This window comes from Bradyrhizobium sp. 76 (genome assembly GCF_023073025.1).
Classification (GTDB): Bacteria; Pseudomonadota; Alphaproteobacteria; order Rhizobiales; family Xanthobacteraceae; genus Bradyrhizobium.
On record NZ_JADPIS010000109.1, the window covers coordinates 57,005 to 70,040 of the forward strand.

Consider the following 13,036-nt stretch of genomic DNA (forward strand, 5'->3'; position numbering starts at 1 on the left):
TAAACGCAAGCGATTTCAATGACATGCCTACTGTGCATGGGGTTGTTTTCGCACTTTTGTTTGGAGGGGGCCGAGGATCGGGGAATCCATTTGACTCCTCCCCGATTCTGATTCGACTCCGCGCCGTCCCCAGCTTTAACGAATCCGCCATCGAAACGTCGCTTGTGCGGCGGGGCAAAACTCCATCTAGTGCGAACCCATAAGCCTCCCGCGACATGTTGCGTGAACGGAACAGGACTCACGGGGGAGTCTGCGATTCGGCCGCGATTCGTTCTCAACTCGTTCCGAAGCTTAAAGCCAACGGGAAAAGCGTCGCAAAGTGAGACAGTTGCGCGAGGTTCGGGGAGAATGCTCCCACACTCTCGGTGTCATCGCCCGGCTTGACCGGGCGATCCAGTACACCGAGGCGTCTGTGATTGAGCCGAGAAGCCGCGGCGTACTGGATGCCCCGGTCAAGCCGGGGCATGACAGCGGAGAAGCCGAAGCCGGGTGACTTCCAGGCCCTTCGCGCCACCGCCCCAAAACAGCACTGACATTCGCCCCAATCGCCATTACCTAATCCCCCAGATGCCTTTTTCCTCCTCCCCCTTCGCTTCCGAGCGACTCCCCGGCGCCGGCGTCACCGCGGTGCTTGGTCCCACCAACACCGGCAAGACCCATCTCGCCATCGAGCGGATGCTCGCGCATCCCTCCGGCATGATCGGGCTGCCGCTGCGCCTGCTCGCGCGCGAGGTCTACAACAAGATCGCCGCGCGGGTCGGCCCCGATGCCGTCGCGCTCGTGACCGGCGAGGAGAAGATCAAGCCGAAAGCGCCGCGCTACTGGGTCTCGACCGTCGAGGCGATGCCGCGGGATCTCGACGTCTCGTTTCTTGCTGTGGACGAGGTGCAGATCGCATCTGATCTGGAGCGCGGCCACGTCTTCACCGACCGCATCCTCAACCGCCGTGGCCGCGACGAGACGCTGCTCTTGGGCGCCGCCACGATGCGTCCGATCATCGAGCGGCTGCTGCCGGGCGTCTCCATGATCACGCGGCCGCGTTTGTCGCAGCTGGAATTCGCCGGCGACCGCAAGATCACGCGGCAGCCGCGCCGCACCGCCATCGTCGCCTTCTCGGCCGACGAGGTCTACGCCATCGCCGAGCTGATCCGTCGCCAGCATGGCGGCGCCGCCGTGGTGCTGGGCTCGCTCTCGCCGCGCACCCGCAACGCGCAGGTCGCGATGTTCCAGGACGGCGAGGTCGACTACCTCGTCGCCACCGACGCCGTCGGCATGGGCCTCAATCTCGACGTCGACCACGTCGCCTTTGCCTCCGACCGCAAGTTCGACGGCTACCAGTTCCGCCGCCTGACGCCGTCCGAATTCGGCCAGATCGCCGGCCGCGCCGGCCGCGCCACCCGCAACGGCACCTTCGGCACCACCGGTCGCTGCGCACCGTTCGAGCCCGAGCTCGTCAATGCGCTGCAGAACCACACCTTCGATCCCGTGAAGGTTTTGCAATGGCGCAATTCGAAGCTGGATTTCGCGTCCCTCGGCGCGCTCCAGGTCTCCCTGAACCTGGCCCCCGGCCATGAGGCGCTGACGCGCGCGCCCATCGCCGAGGACATGCGCGTGCTCGACCACGCCGCCCGCGACGCCGAGGTGCGCGATGTCGCACATGGCAAGGACGCCGTGGAACGGCTGTGGGAGGCCTGTCAGGTCCCGGATTATCGAAAGCTGTCGCCGGCCGCCCATGCCGAGCTGGTCACGACGCTCTACGGCTTCCTGATGCGGAAGGGATGCATCCCCGACGCCTGGTTCAGGACCCAGATCGACCAGGCCGACCGCGTCGACGGCGATATCGACACGCTGTCGGCCCGGATTGCGCAGATTCGCACCTGGACCTTCGTCGCCAACCGTCCCGACTGGCTGAAAGACCCCGAACGCTGGCAGGGGATCGCCCGCGAGGTCGAAAATAAATTATCGGATGCGCTCCATGAACGCTTGACTGAGCGTTTCGTTGATCGCCGGACCAGTGTATTGATGCGCCGCCTGCGGGAGAACACGAGCTTGAATACGGAAATCGGCAAGACCGGCGAAGTCATCGTCGAAGGCCATGTCATCGGCCGCCTCGATGGCTTCACCTTTGCACCGGATGCGGCGGAAGCCGGCTCCGATGCGAAAGCGTTGCAGGCTGCAGCGCAGGCCGTGCTCGCCGGCGAGATCAACGCGCGCGCCGAAAAACTGGGCAATGCGCCGGACGAGCAGTTCGTGCTGACCTCGGAAGGCATGATCCGCTGGACCGGCGATGCCGTGGCGCGGCTGTCTGCCGCAGAGGACGCGCTGCATCCGCGCATCCGCATCATCTCCGACGAACGCCTCACGGGCGCCCCTCGCGACAAGGTACAGGCCCGGCTCGAGCTCTGGCTCAAGACGCATATCGAAAAGCTGCTCGGGCCGCTGTTCGAGCTCAGCAAGGCCGAGGACGTCACCGGCATCGCCCGCGGCATCGCCTACCAGCTCGTCGAGGCGCTCGGCGTGCTGGAGCGCCCGAAGATCGCCAACGAGCTGAAGGACCTCGACCAGCCCTCGCGCGCGACCTTGCGCAAATACGGCGTCCGCTTCGGCGCCTATCACCTCTATTTTCCCGGCCTGCTCAAGCCGGCCGGGCGTGCGCTGGCCGCGCTGCTCTGGGCGCTGAAGCAGGACAATGTCGATCCCTCCGCGCTGTCGGGCGCGCAGCATCTGGCAAGCTCCGGCCGCACCTCGTTCCCGGTCGACAAGCAGCTGCCGCGCGATGCCTATCGCGTGCTCGGCTACAAGCAGGCCGGCGAGCGCGCCGTGCGCGTCGATATCCTCGAGCGCCTGGCCGACCTGATCCGTCCGGCGCTGGCCTGGCGCGAGAACGCGTCCGGCGAAAAGCCCGCCGGTGCGTTCGACGGCCGCAGCTTCGTGGTGACGCAGGCGATGACCTCGCTCACCGGTTCGGCCGGCGAAGACTTTGCGTCGGTGCTGCGTGCGCTCGGCTATCGCATGGACAAGCGCCCGCCGCTGCCGGCGAAGCCCGCTGCGGCTGTTGCCGAGACCCCTGTTGCTGAAGCCTCCAGCGAAGAGACGCCCGCAACCGAAACGTCGGTCGAGGACGCCGCCGCGCCCGCGGACACCGCGATCGAAGCCGCCGCCGAGCCTGTGACCGTCGAAGACGCGCCCGGCATGGAGCAGCACGACGAGCCCGCGCCTGAAGAGCCGGCGCTTGAGGCTTCCGTCACGCCCGAAGACGCTCCCGGCATCGCACCGCCTGTGGAAGAGGCTGTTGCGCCCGTTGAAGCTGCCGAAACCGCTCCCGCTGAAGCTGTCCCCGCCGAAACCGCTCCTGCAGAGACTGCTGCAACCGAAGCCGCTGCGTCGGCCGATGCGGCAGCACCCGTGGAGGCCGCGGCGACGCCCGCCGAGCCCGAGCTCATCGAGGTCTGGCGTCCCGCCGGCCGTCACGACGATCGCAAACCGCGCCACGAGCGCCATCGCAACCCGCGTCACCAGCCGCGCCCGCAGGCGGCTGCTGAAGCCGGCGCCGCGCCTGCCGAAGGCGAAGCCCAGCCTGCCGCCGACGGCGAGAAGCGCGGTGAGCGTCATCGCCATGGTGGCGGTCATCGTCGCGATTCCGGTCGCGATGGCGGCAGGGACTTCCGCAAGCCGCGCGAAGGTGGCGCCGAAGCCGCGCCGCGTCCTGAGGACAAGAACCGCCGGTTCGAGGGCAAGAATGGCGGCAGCAAGGACCGCGACAACAAGGATCGCAACAAGGGCAAGTTCGGTGGCGGTGATCGCGACAAGGGCCGTGACAACCGTGGCCGCGACCGCGACAAGGGCCGCGACCGCCAGGGCGGGCCGTCGCTGCGTCCCTACGCATCGAGCGCCACCCCGCGCGAGCGCGATCGCCCGGTCGATCCGAACTCGCCCTTCGCAAAACTCGCTGCGCTGAAGGAGCAGCTGTCAGGGCGTAAGGAGTGAGCCCACGACCGAGCGGCAGCGCATTGACAAATGGCTATGGCACGCGCGGGTGGTGAAGGCGCGCACCTCCGCTGCCGAGCTTGTCGAGTCGGGCCATGTTCGCGTCAACGGCGCACGCGAGAAATCGCCAGGGCATGCGATCAAGATCGGCGACGTGCTCACCGTCGCGCTCGATCGCACCGTGCGCGTCTTGAAAGTCATCGCCTTCAACGAGCGCCGCGGCGATGCCGCCTCGGCCCGTGTGCTCTACGAAGAGCTCAGCGAAGGCCATCCGAATTCTCAGCGCAATTAATTGCGCTTTGAATTCATTTCTTGGTCGATCAAGCGCATAAAGCCGTCATGATCGGCCGTTCCTGAGCTTGCGGCGCCGGGCCATCCGCGCTACGCAAGCCGCGACTTTTAAAAGAGCTTTTCGGAGCGTTGGATGACTTACGTCGTCACTGAAGCGTGCATCAAGTGCAAGTACACCGACTGCGTCGAGGTCTGCCCGGTCGACTGTTTCTACGAGGGCGAGAACATGCTCGTCATCCATCCTGACGAGTGCATCGACTGCGGCGTGTGCGAGCCCGAATGCCCCGCCGATGCCATCAAGCCGGACACGGAACCGGGCCTGGAAAAGTGGCTCACGGTCAACGCCGACTACGCCAAGAGCTGGCCGAACATCACCCAGAAGAAAGAATCACCTGCCGACGCCAAGGATTTCGACGGCATGGAGGGCAAGTTCGACAAGTATTTCTCCTCGAACCCCGGCTCCGGCGACTAATTCGGGTCAAACTTAACCCTATTAGCGGCGTTATCGCTGAAAACCAGCCCTTAAGACCCCTAAATCATTGATTTTTGCGGGAAATGTGCTATATTGGGCACATTGAGCCGAACCCTGGTTAGCCCCGTCGGCCCCGTTGGGTTCCCGTGAAACCAAATGTCGAACAGGGGCGTGGCAGTTTCCGCGCGCAGGCTGTGTCACAGAAAACGCGTAAAAAGAGTACTTCAGCGAAGGCTTCCCATAAGGATGCCAAGAAAGTCGCCGCGGCCAGCCGTAGCGCATCCAAGGGTCGGACCGCGACTAAGGCGCCGGCTGCAAAGTCCTCGAAGAACAAAAGAAGCGCAATGCCTAACAAGACTGCCAAGCCGGCCGCGAAAGCGACCGTTGCCAAGCCTGTTGCCGCCAAGCCTGCCGCCAAGCCCGCTGTTGCAAAGACGCCCGCTGCCAAGGCTCCCGCTGCCAAGCCCGCCGCGCCGAAGGCTCCCGTTGCTGCTGCTCCTGCCAAGGCCCCTGTCGCTGCCGCCAAGCCGGCCGTGAAGCCAGCGGCTGTCGCGCCGAAGGTCGAAGAAAAGAAGGTCGTGACCCAGCGTCAGGGCTTCAAGGCCAACGAATTCGTCGTCTATCCCGCTCACGGTGTCGGCCAGATTCTGGCCATCGAGGAGCAGGAGATCGCCGGCGCGAAGCTCGAGCTGTTCGTCATCAACTTCATCAAGGACAAGATGACGTTGCGCGTGCCGACCGCCAAGGTCGCCAATGTGGGCATGCGCAAGCTGTCGGACCCCGCGCTGGTGAAGCGTGCGCTCGAGACCCTCAAGGGCCGTGCCCGCGTCAAGCGCACCATGTGGTCGCGCCGCGCCCAGGAATACGAAGCGAAGATCAATTCGGGCGACATCGTCGCGATCGCGGAAGTCGTGCGCGACCTCTATCGCTCCGAGTCGCAGCCGGAGCAGTCCTACAGCGAACGCCAGCTCTATGAAGCCGCGCTCGACCGTCTCTCCCGCGAGATCGCGGTGGTGCAGCACTCGACTGAGACCGAAGCGGTCAAGGAGATCGAGGCCCAGCTCGCCAAGAGCCCGCGCCGCACCGGCGCCAAGTCCGAAGCCGCCGAAGGCGAAGGCGATGCGGACGCCGAGGGCGATAGCGACGAGACCGATGGCGGCGCCACGGTCGCCGACGAGGCCGCGTAAGCGTCTCACGCGTTCATCGCAACAGATCAAAAGCCCGGCCGTTTGGCCGGGCTTTTTGTTTCGGAGGGACGGTCAGCCGGCCGAATTTGCTTTGAGCCTATGCGGTCCTGAGCGGGCTCAAATCCGCGACGCGCTTCCCGAAGCGCCGCGCCCCGTCTCGCGGTCGTCTCCGCCCGCGTCAGTCGCAACCGTCGACCACCAAGCGCCCAACGCATCGATCAACGGCACCAATGTGTGGCCGGCGGCGGTCAGATCGTACTCGACCCTCAACGGGTATCCGTCGAATTCCGTGCGGGTCACGATCCCGGCGTCCTCCAGTTTGCGAAGCTCGAGGGCGAGCATCCTGTGCGAGATGGTCGGATTGTCCCGACGCAAGTCGCTGAACCGTTTGGTGCCCTGCTTCAAATAGTAGATCAGAAGCGTAGGCCACCGGCCGCTCAGGATCTGCATCACTTCCTCGATGGGACATCTGGAAACGAGGTCTTTCATCGGCGGACTCCAGGTTACAAAAATGTTCGCAATTTACTTGATGGAGCGAGCGACTAGGGTTCGGGACCGCTGCGCAGCGTGATCATCAGAAATCACGGAGAATAGATCGATGCATCCAATCCTACTCTACGGCTTCCCGATGGGAAGCTCCATGGGACTCGTTGCAGCTCTTGAATGGCTTGGCAGGCCATATCGCCTGTGTCGCGCCGACATGCTGGGCGAGATGCTGAGCCCGTCATACGCCAGGATCAATCCGCGACACGAGACGCCTGCACTCATCACGGACCAGGGTGATGTACTGACGGAAACCATGGCGATCGCAGCTTGGCTCGAAGCCAGGGATCCCGAACGGCGCATCAGCTTTGATCCGTTGTCGCCGAAAGCCGATCGCATGCATCAGCTGATGGCGTTCGTGAATACCGGCTTTACCGGCGCCTTCGCGCCGCTTTGGGTCGCAATGGAAGGCGTGGCGATGGACGACGCCATGCGCTCGGCCTTGCGGGAGTTCGGAAGGAGAAAGGTGATCGAACGCCACGACAAGCTCGAAGGCATGATCGAGCCGGCAAGATTCCTGCTGGCCGACCGGCCGACCCTTGCCGACGCCTTGCTGGCAGGCGTGGCGCGCTGGCTCGACTTCCACGCCGTCGCGGAGAGGAGCCGCTGGCCAAAGCTGGCGGCGCTGCGCCAACAACTCGAGGCCGATCCCGCGGTCATCTACGCCACCGCCGTGGAGAGCGGGAGCAATGATCCGGGAGCAGGATCCTGTGCAGGCCATATCGCGCTGGCCGACGTCATCGCGCAATATGGCAAGCAAGCCTAACCAGTGGAGAGGAGGAGCGGCTTCGATTCGCTCCTCCCTACTTCACCGGCCGCTTCTCGAGCTTCCTTGCCAGCGTACGCCGGTGCATCCCGAGCCGCCTCGCCGCCTCCGAGATGTTGAAGTCGGTCTCGATCAGCGTCTGGTGGATGCGTTCCCATTCCAGCGTTTTAATCGAGGTCGGCCGGGCATCGAGCGCGACCTCGGCATTGCCTGCGGCCTTGTTGAAGGCGGCCTCGATGTCGTCGGTGTTCGACGGCTTGGCCAGATAGTGGCATGCGCCCAGCTTGATGGCCTCGACGGCGGTGGAGATGCTGGCAAAGCCCGTCAGCACCACGATCAACATCTCCGGATCGTGCGTGTGCAAGAGCTCGACGCAGGCCAGGCCCGAAGCTCCCCCGAGCTTGAGGTCGACGACGGCATAGCCGAACGATCGCTCCTCCAGGACTTTCCGCACCTCCTCGATCGAGGCGGCGAGCACGACCTCGTAGTCGCGGCGCTCGAACGAACGCTTCAGGGTGCGCGCGAAGCCGGCATCGTCCTCGACGACGATGAGCGAACGATCAGGCGTCAAAGCTGCCTCCGATCGCGAGCGTTGCGAGCGGCAGCGTGAGGCGCACCGTGGCGCCGCGCTTCCTGTGGTTCTCGGCGGTCACGCTGCCCCCTAACTTGCGCGCCACGTTCACCACCAGGAACAGGCCGAGCCCGCCGCCGGCGCGGCCCTTGCTCGACTGATAAGGTTTTCCGATTTGTGCCAGCATCTCCGGCGCAAAACCGGGGCCGCGATCGCTGATCGACAGCACGAGATTGTCGCCCTCGCGCCCGGCAACGAGCTCGACCCAGTCGCGCGAGACCTCGTAGGCGTTGTCGAGCACGTTGAAGATCACCTGCTTCAGCGCGACGTCCGAGACGATCGCGACGTCTTCGCCGAAGGTGTTGACGAAATACAGCGTGCGCGCCGAGCGCGCGTCGCGCCACTCATCCACGAGTGCAGTGACGAAAGCCGCCACCGTCGTCGGCGACGATCCCTCGCCGCGGGCTTCGCCCGCCGACACCAGGATGCCTGTCACGATCGACTTGCAGCGCTGCAGCGAGGTCTCCATCTCCGCCAGGTCCTCGGCCAGCTCCTGATCGGCGGTGAGGTCGGGCATGCGGCGCCAGTCGCCGAGGATGACCGAGAGCGAGGCGAGCGGCGTGCCGAGCTCGTGCGCCGCGCCGGAGGCGAGCAGGCCCATGCGCACGATATGATCCTGCTCGGCCGCATGCTGGCGCAGCGCCGCCAGATGCGCGTCGCGCTCGCGCAAATTCCTGTTGATGCGGGTGACGAACACCACCAGCAGCACGGCGTTGAGCACGAAGCCCAGCAGCATGCCGGCAACTGTGAGCGTGTAGGTCTCGCTCAGCGGGTTCGGCGGCAGCTCGAGCGGCCGATAGGCGACGGTCAGCCAGACGAAGCTCGCGCAGGTCAGCGCGACCAGCGACCAAGTCGAGCGGCCATCGAGCAGCACCGCGCCCAGCGTCACCTGAAGCAGGAACAGCGAGGTGAAGGGATTGGTGGCGCCGCCGCTGAGGTAAAGCTGCGCGGTCAGCGCGGCGACGTCCAGCATGAGGGCGACGAGCAGCTCGTTGTTGGTGATCGCGGCGCGATGGCGCACCCAGACCAGGCTGGAGATGTTGAGAAATATCAGGGCGCCGATCACTGCGCCCATCCGGGTGAGGGGCAGGGGAATGCCGAGCCACATATGCACGCCGCCGATGGTCACGATCTGGCCGACCACTGCAGTCCAGCGCAGCTGGATCAGCAGCGCCATGTTCTTGCGGTTGGTCTCGTCGTCGGTCGGCGCAGCGCCGATCAGCTCGCTGCGCGCGTCCGCCTGCGATTGCAGCGTGACGGCGCCATGCGTTCTTCCGTCGTCAGGTGGGCTCGACGATCGTTCCAGCATCTGATCCCGTCTTGCGGGCGACGGCATCGGAGCCGCCGGCCGCTTCGTGGACGAAGCCGCTCCAGGGCTCCTTGCGGCGGAACAGCCCGCCGCCGAATGTGACGAAAAGTTTACCGGCCAGCATGAAAGCCAGGGCAAACCACGTCAGCGCGTAGATCAGGTGGTTATTGGGAAAGCTGATCACGGTCAATCCGCCGATTGGGCTGCTGCCGGATTGTGATCGAGCGTCGGCATCGATGAAAAAGGGCGCGACGTGGTCGAGGCCGCGTGCCGCCGCAATCGCGGCGACATCCCGCGAGTACCAGCGATTGTGCTCCGGCACGTTGGTCCTGAGGAATCCGCCTTTTGGCTCCGTCACGCGCAACAGGCCGGTGATCTCAACCGGGCCTTGCGGATTGCCGTCCCGGCGCGTCGAGGCGTCGCGCCGCTCGGACGGCACGAAGCCGCGGTTGACCAGGACCAGCGTGCCGTCGCTACGCTGAAGCGGCGTCAGCACCCAATAGCCCGGGCCTTCTTCGGTGACGGCCTGAACCAGCGTCTCGCGGTCATGCAGGAAGCGGCCGGTGACGCTGACGTGCCTGTACTCGTCGTTTGCGGCGGAGACGGTCGGCCATGCCGCCGGCGAGGGGATCGGTTGGGCTGGGGCATGAACGCGCTGCTCGACGCGATCGATCAGCGCCAGCTTCCAGGCGCGGCGCTCGATCTGCCAGACGCCGAGCGCGATCAGAAGCGCAAAGGCCGTGAGCGAGAGGACCGTGAGCCACAAGGACAGGCGCGCGGCGTCGCCGCGCACCTCGTTTGCCTTGCTCGTCATGGTCCCGTTCTCGCTCATTTCATCCCGGTCATCTGGTGGATCGGCATCATGTTGCTGTTGAGGTGGTTCATCACCCACAGCGAACCCGACAGCGCGATCACCACCATGACGATGGTGAAGATCAGAGCCATCATGCTCCAGCCGTTCTCGGACGTCGTGTTCATGTGCAGGAAGTAGATCATGTGCACGACGATCTGCACGATCGCGAAGGCCATGATCACGAGCGCGGTGATCTGCTTGCTCGGAAGCGCGCCGCTCATCACCAGCCAGAACGGGATCGCGGTGAGCACGACCGAGAGCACGAAGCCGAGCATGTAGGTCGAGAACGAGCCGTGGGCGTGGGCTTGCGCGTGGCTATCGCCGCGGTGATGATCGCCCGCATGGGCGGCGTGAGTATCGGTGTTCATCGCAGAACTCCCAGCAGATAGACGAAGGTGAAGACGCCGATCCAGACCACGTCGAGGAAGTGCCAGAACATCGACAGGCACATCAGGCGGCGGCGGTTGGCCTCGATCAGGCCGAACTTCCAGACCTGCACCATCAGGGTCACCAGCCAGATCAGGCCGCAGCTGACGTGCAGGCCGTGGGTGCCGACCAGGGTGAAGAAGGCGGACAGGAAGGCGCTGCGCTGCGGCGTCGCGCCCTCATGGATCATGTGGGCGAACTCGGACAGCTCGATGCCGATGAAGGCGGCGCCGAACAGGCCGGTGATCGCCAGCCAGATCTGGGTCTGCGCGATCTTGTTCTGCTGCATCGTCAGCATGGCGAAGCCATACGTGATCGACGACAGCAGCAGCATCGAGGTGTTCACCGCGACCAGCGGCAGCTCGAACAGATCCTTTGGCGCGGGACCGGCGGCGTAGTTGCCGCCGAGCACTCCGAAGGTGGCGAACAGGATCGCGAAGATGAGACAGTCGCTCATCAGATAGATCCAGAATCCGAGCGACGTGCTGTAGCCTTCCGGATGCGGGTGTTCGTCGGCGAGATAGAAGACCGGCTCGCCGGTTTGCGTGGGATTGACAGCGACAGTCATTTACTTGGCTCCGGCGAGCAGCTTGGTGCGCGCGTCTTCGGCCCGGATGACGTCCTCGGCCGGAATGTCGAAATCGCGGTGATAGTTGAAGGTGTGACCGATGCCGACGGCGAGCATCGCGATGAAGCTCGCGGCCGCCAGCCACCAGATGTACCAGATCAAACCGAATCCCATCGCGGTGGCGAACCCGGCCAGGATGATGCCGGTGCCGGTGCTGCTGGGCATGTGGATCGGCTTGAACCCGGTAAGCGGGCGCTGATAACCGCGCCTCTTCATGTCCCACCACGCGTCATTGTCGTGAACGACGGGAGTGAAGGCGAAGTTGTAGGCCGGCGGCGGCGAGGAGGTCGCCCATTCCAGCGTACGCGCATCCCAGGGATCGCCAGTGACGTCCTTGAGCTGCTCGCGCCTGAGGAAGCTGACTGCGAACTGCATCAGCATCGAGAGGATGCCGAGGAAGACCAGGAAGGCGCCAATGCCGGCGACGATGAACCAGATCTGCAGGCTCGGGTCGTCGAACACACGGAGCCGGCGGGTCACGCCCATCAGGCCGAGCACATAGAGCGGCATGAAAGCGAGATAGAAACCCGTGACCCAGAACCAGAACGACAGCTTGCCCCAGAACGGATCGAGCTTGAAGCCGAATGCCTTCGGGAACCAGTAGCCGATACCGGCGAACGCGCCGAACACCACGCCGCCGATGATCACGTTGTGGAAGTGCGCGATCAGGAACAGGCTATTGTGCAGGACGAAGTCGGCCGGCGGCACCGCGAGCAACACGCCGGTCATGCCGCCGAGCACGAAGGTCAGCATGAACGCGATCGTCCACATCATCGGCAGCTCGAAGCGGATGCGGCCGCGATACATCGTGAACAGCCAGTTGAACATCTTCGCGCCCGTCGGGATCGAGATGATCATCGTGGTGATGCCGAAGAAGGAGTTGACGCTGGCGCCCGACCCCATCGTGAAGAAGTGGTGCAGCCAGACCAGGTACGACAGGATGGTGATGACCACCGTGGCGTAGACCATCGAGGTGTAGCCGAACAGCCGCTTGCCCGAGAAGGTCGAGGTCACTTCCGAGAAGATGCCGAAGGCCGGGAGAACCAGGATGTAGACCTCGGGATGACCCCAGATCCAGATCAGGTTCACGTACATCATCGGGCTGCCGCCGAAATCGTTGGTGAAAAAGTTGGTGCCGACGTAGCGGTCGAGCGAGAGCAGCGCGAGCACGACGGTCAGAACCGGGAAGGAAGCGACGATCAGTACGTTGGTGCAGAGCGCGGTCCAGGTGAACACCGGCATCCGCATCATGGTCATGCCGGGGCATCGGAGCTTGACGATGGTGCAGATCAGGTTGATGCCGGACAGTGTCGTTCCGACGCCCGCGACCTGCAGCCCCCAAATGTAATAGTCGACGCCGACATCCGGACTGTAGCCGATGTTCGACAGCGGCGGATAAGCCAGCCAGCCGGTGCGGGCGAATTCGCCGATGAACAGCGAAGCCATCACCAGCACCGCGCCGCCGACTGTCATCCAGAAGCTGAAATTGTTCAGGAACGGAAACGACACGTCGCGCGCGCCGATCTGCAGCGGCACGACGAAGTTCATCAGGCCGGTGACCAGCGGCATCGCCACGAAGAAGATCATGATCACGCCGTGGGCGGTGAAGACCTGGTCGTAGTGATGGGAATTGAGGTAGCCCTCGGAGCCGCCGAAGGCGAGCGCCTGCTGCAACCGCATCATCAGCGCGTCGGCGAAGCCGCGCAGCAGCATCACGATGCCGAGGATCATGTACATGATGCCGATGCGCTTGTGGTCGACGCTGGTGAACCATTCACTCCAGAGATAACCCCAGACCCGGAAATAGGTCAGGCCGGCAAGCATGATGAGGCCGCCGGTCGCCACCACGGCAAAGGTGCCGACGACGATCGGCTCGTGCAGCGGCAGCGATTCGAAGGTGAGCCGGCCGAAGATGAGCTTGAGAAGATCAGGAGACATGCGGG

12 protein-coding genes are annotated in these 13,036 nt (G+C 64.5%); 5 read left to right on the forward strand and 7 right to left on the reverse strand.

Going from position 1 to position 13,036, the window contains the following annotated elements:
• The first annotated feature begins 567 nt into the window (after positions 1 to 567).
• The 4 genes from IVB48_RS30015 to IVB48_RS30030 all read left to right on the forward strand — a co-directional run bounded on the left by IVB48_RS30015 (position 568) and on the right by IVB48_RS30030 (position 5,937).
• Positions 568 to 3,987 (forward strand): helicase-related protein, encoded by a 3,420-nt coding sequence (locus tag IVB48_RS30015; RefSeq protein ID WP_247405773.1) that lies wholly within the window; start codon positions 568 to 570, stop codon positions 3,985 to 3,987.
• Positions 3,988 to 4,009: 22 nt separating this feature from the next.
• Positions 4,010 to 4,279 carry an RNA-binding S4 domain-containing protein gene (locus IVB48_RS30020; RefSeq protein WP_081747864.1) on the forward strand — a complete coding sequence of 90 codons (270 nt, stop codon included), beginning with the start codon at positions 4,010 to 4,012 and terminating at the stop codon, positions 4,277 to 4,279.
• 132 nt (positions 4,280 to 4,411) lie between these two features.
• Positions 4,412 to 4,750, forward strand: coding sequence for a ferredoxin FdxA (gene fdxA, locus IVB48_RS30025; protein WP_027567965.1), 339 nt, complete (start codon positions 4,412 to 4,414; stop codon positions 4,748 to 4,750).
• Between the two features lie 344 nt (positions 4,751 to 5,094).
• On the forward strand, positions 5,095 to 5,937 hold the full coding sequence (locus IVB48_RS30030) for a CarD family transcriptional regulator (protein ID WP_081747863.1): 843 nt from the start codon (positions 5,095 to 5,097) through the stop codon (positions 5,935 to 5,937).
• A 117-nt stretch (positions 5,938 to 6,054) separates the two neighbouring features.
• Here the strand turns inward: IVB48_RS30030 and IVB48_RS30035 are convergent, their stop codons facing one another.
• Entirely contained in the window at positions 6,055 to 6,426 is a 372-nt protein-coding gene (locus IVB48_RS30035) for a helix-turn-helix domain-containing protein (protein WP_247405775.1), read from the reverse strand.
• Between the two features lie 109 nt (positions 6,427 to 6,535).
• Between IVB48_RS30035 and IVB48_RS30040 the strand changes: the two genes are divergently transcribed.
• Positions 6,536 to 7,246 (forward strand): glutathione S-transferase family protein, encoded by a 711-nt coding sequence (locus IVB48_RS30040; RefSeq protein ID WP_247405778.1) that lies wholly within the window; start codon positions 6,536 to 6,538, stop codon positions 7,244 to 7,246.
• Between the two features lie 37 nt (positions 7,247 to 7,283).
• Here IVB48_RS30040 and IVB48_RS30045 read toward each other — a convergent pair whose 3' ends face one another.
• The 6 genes from IVB48_RS30045 to cyoB are packed head-to-tail and all read right to left on the reverse strand — an operon-like array spanning position 7,284 to position 13,031.
• Positions 7,284 to 7,817 carry a response regulator transcription factor gene (locus IVB48_RS30045; RefSeq protein WP_027515183.1) on the reverse strand — a complete coding sequence of 178 codons (534 nt, stop codon included), beginning with the start codon at positions 7,815 to 7,817 and terminating at the stop codon, positions 7,284 to 7,286.
• Entirely contained in the window at positions 7,807 to 9,186 is a 1,380-nt protein-coding gene (locus IVB48_RS30050) for an ATP-binding protein (protein WP_247405781.1), read from the reverse strand. The genes IVB48_RS30045 and IVB48_RS30050 overlap by 11 nt, the downstream gene beginning before the upstream one ends.
• The gene (locus IVB48_RS30055; RefSeq protein WP_247405784.1) at positions 9,158 to 10,018 is read right to left on the reverse strand and encodes an SURF1 family protein; all 861 of its coding nucleotides are present in this window, start codon (positions 10,016 to 10,018) and stop codon (positions 9,158 to 9,160) included. The genes IVB48_RS30050 and IVB48_RS30055 overlap by 29 nt, the downstream gene beginning before the upstream one ends.
• On the reverse strand, positions 10,015 to 10,407 hold the full coding sequence (gene cyoD / locus IVB48_RS30060; protein WP_247363038.1) for a cytochrome o ubiquinol oxidase subunit IV: 393 nt from the start codon (positions 10,405 to 10,407) through the stop codon (positions 10,015 to 10,017). Before cyoD ends, IVB48_RS30055 begins: the two co-directional genes overlap by 4 nt.
• Complete coding sequence (gene cyoC, locus IVB48_RS30065) at positions 10,404 to 11,033, reverse strand: cytochrome o ubiquinol oxidase subunit III (protein ID WP_007599270.1); 630 nt, start codon at positions 11,031 to 11,033, stop codon at positions 10,404 to 10,406. Before cyoC ends, cyoD begins: the two co-directional genes overlap by 4 nt.
• Positions 11,034 to 13,031 (reverse strand): cytochrome o ubiquinol oxidase subunit I, encoded by a 1,998-nt coding sequence (gene cyoB, locus IVB48_RS30070; protein ID WP_247405786.1) that lies wholly within the window; start codon positions 13,029 to 13,031, stop codon positions 11,034 to 11,036.
• Between the last annotated feature and the right edge of the window lie 5 nt (positions 13,032 to 13,036).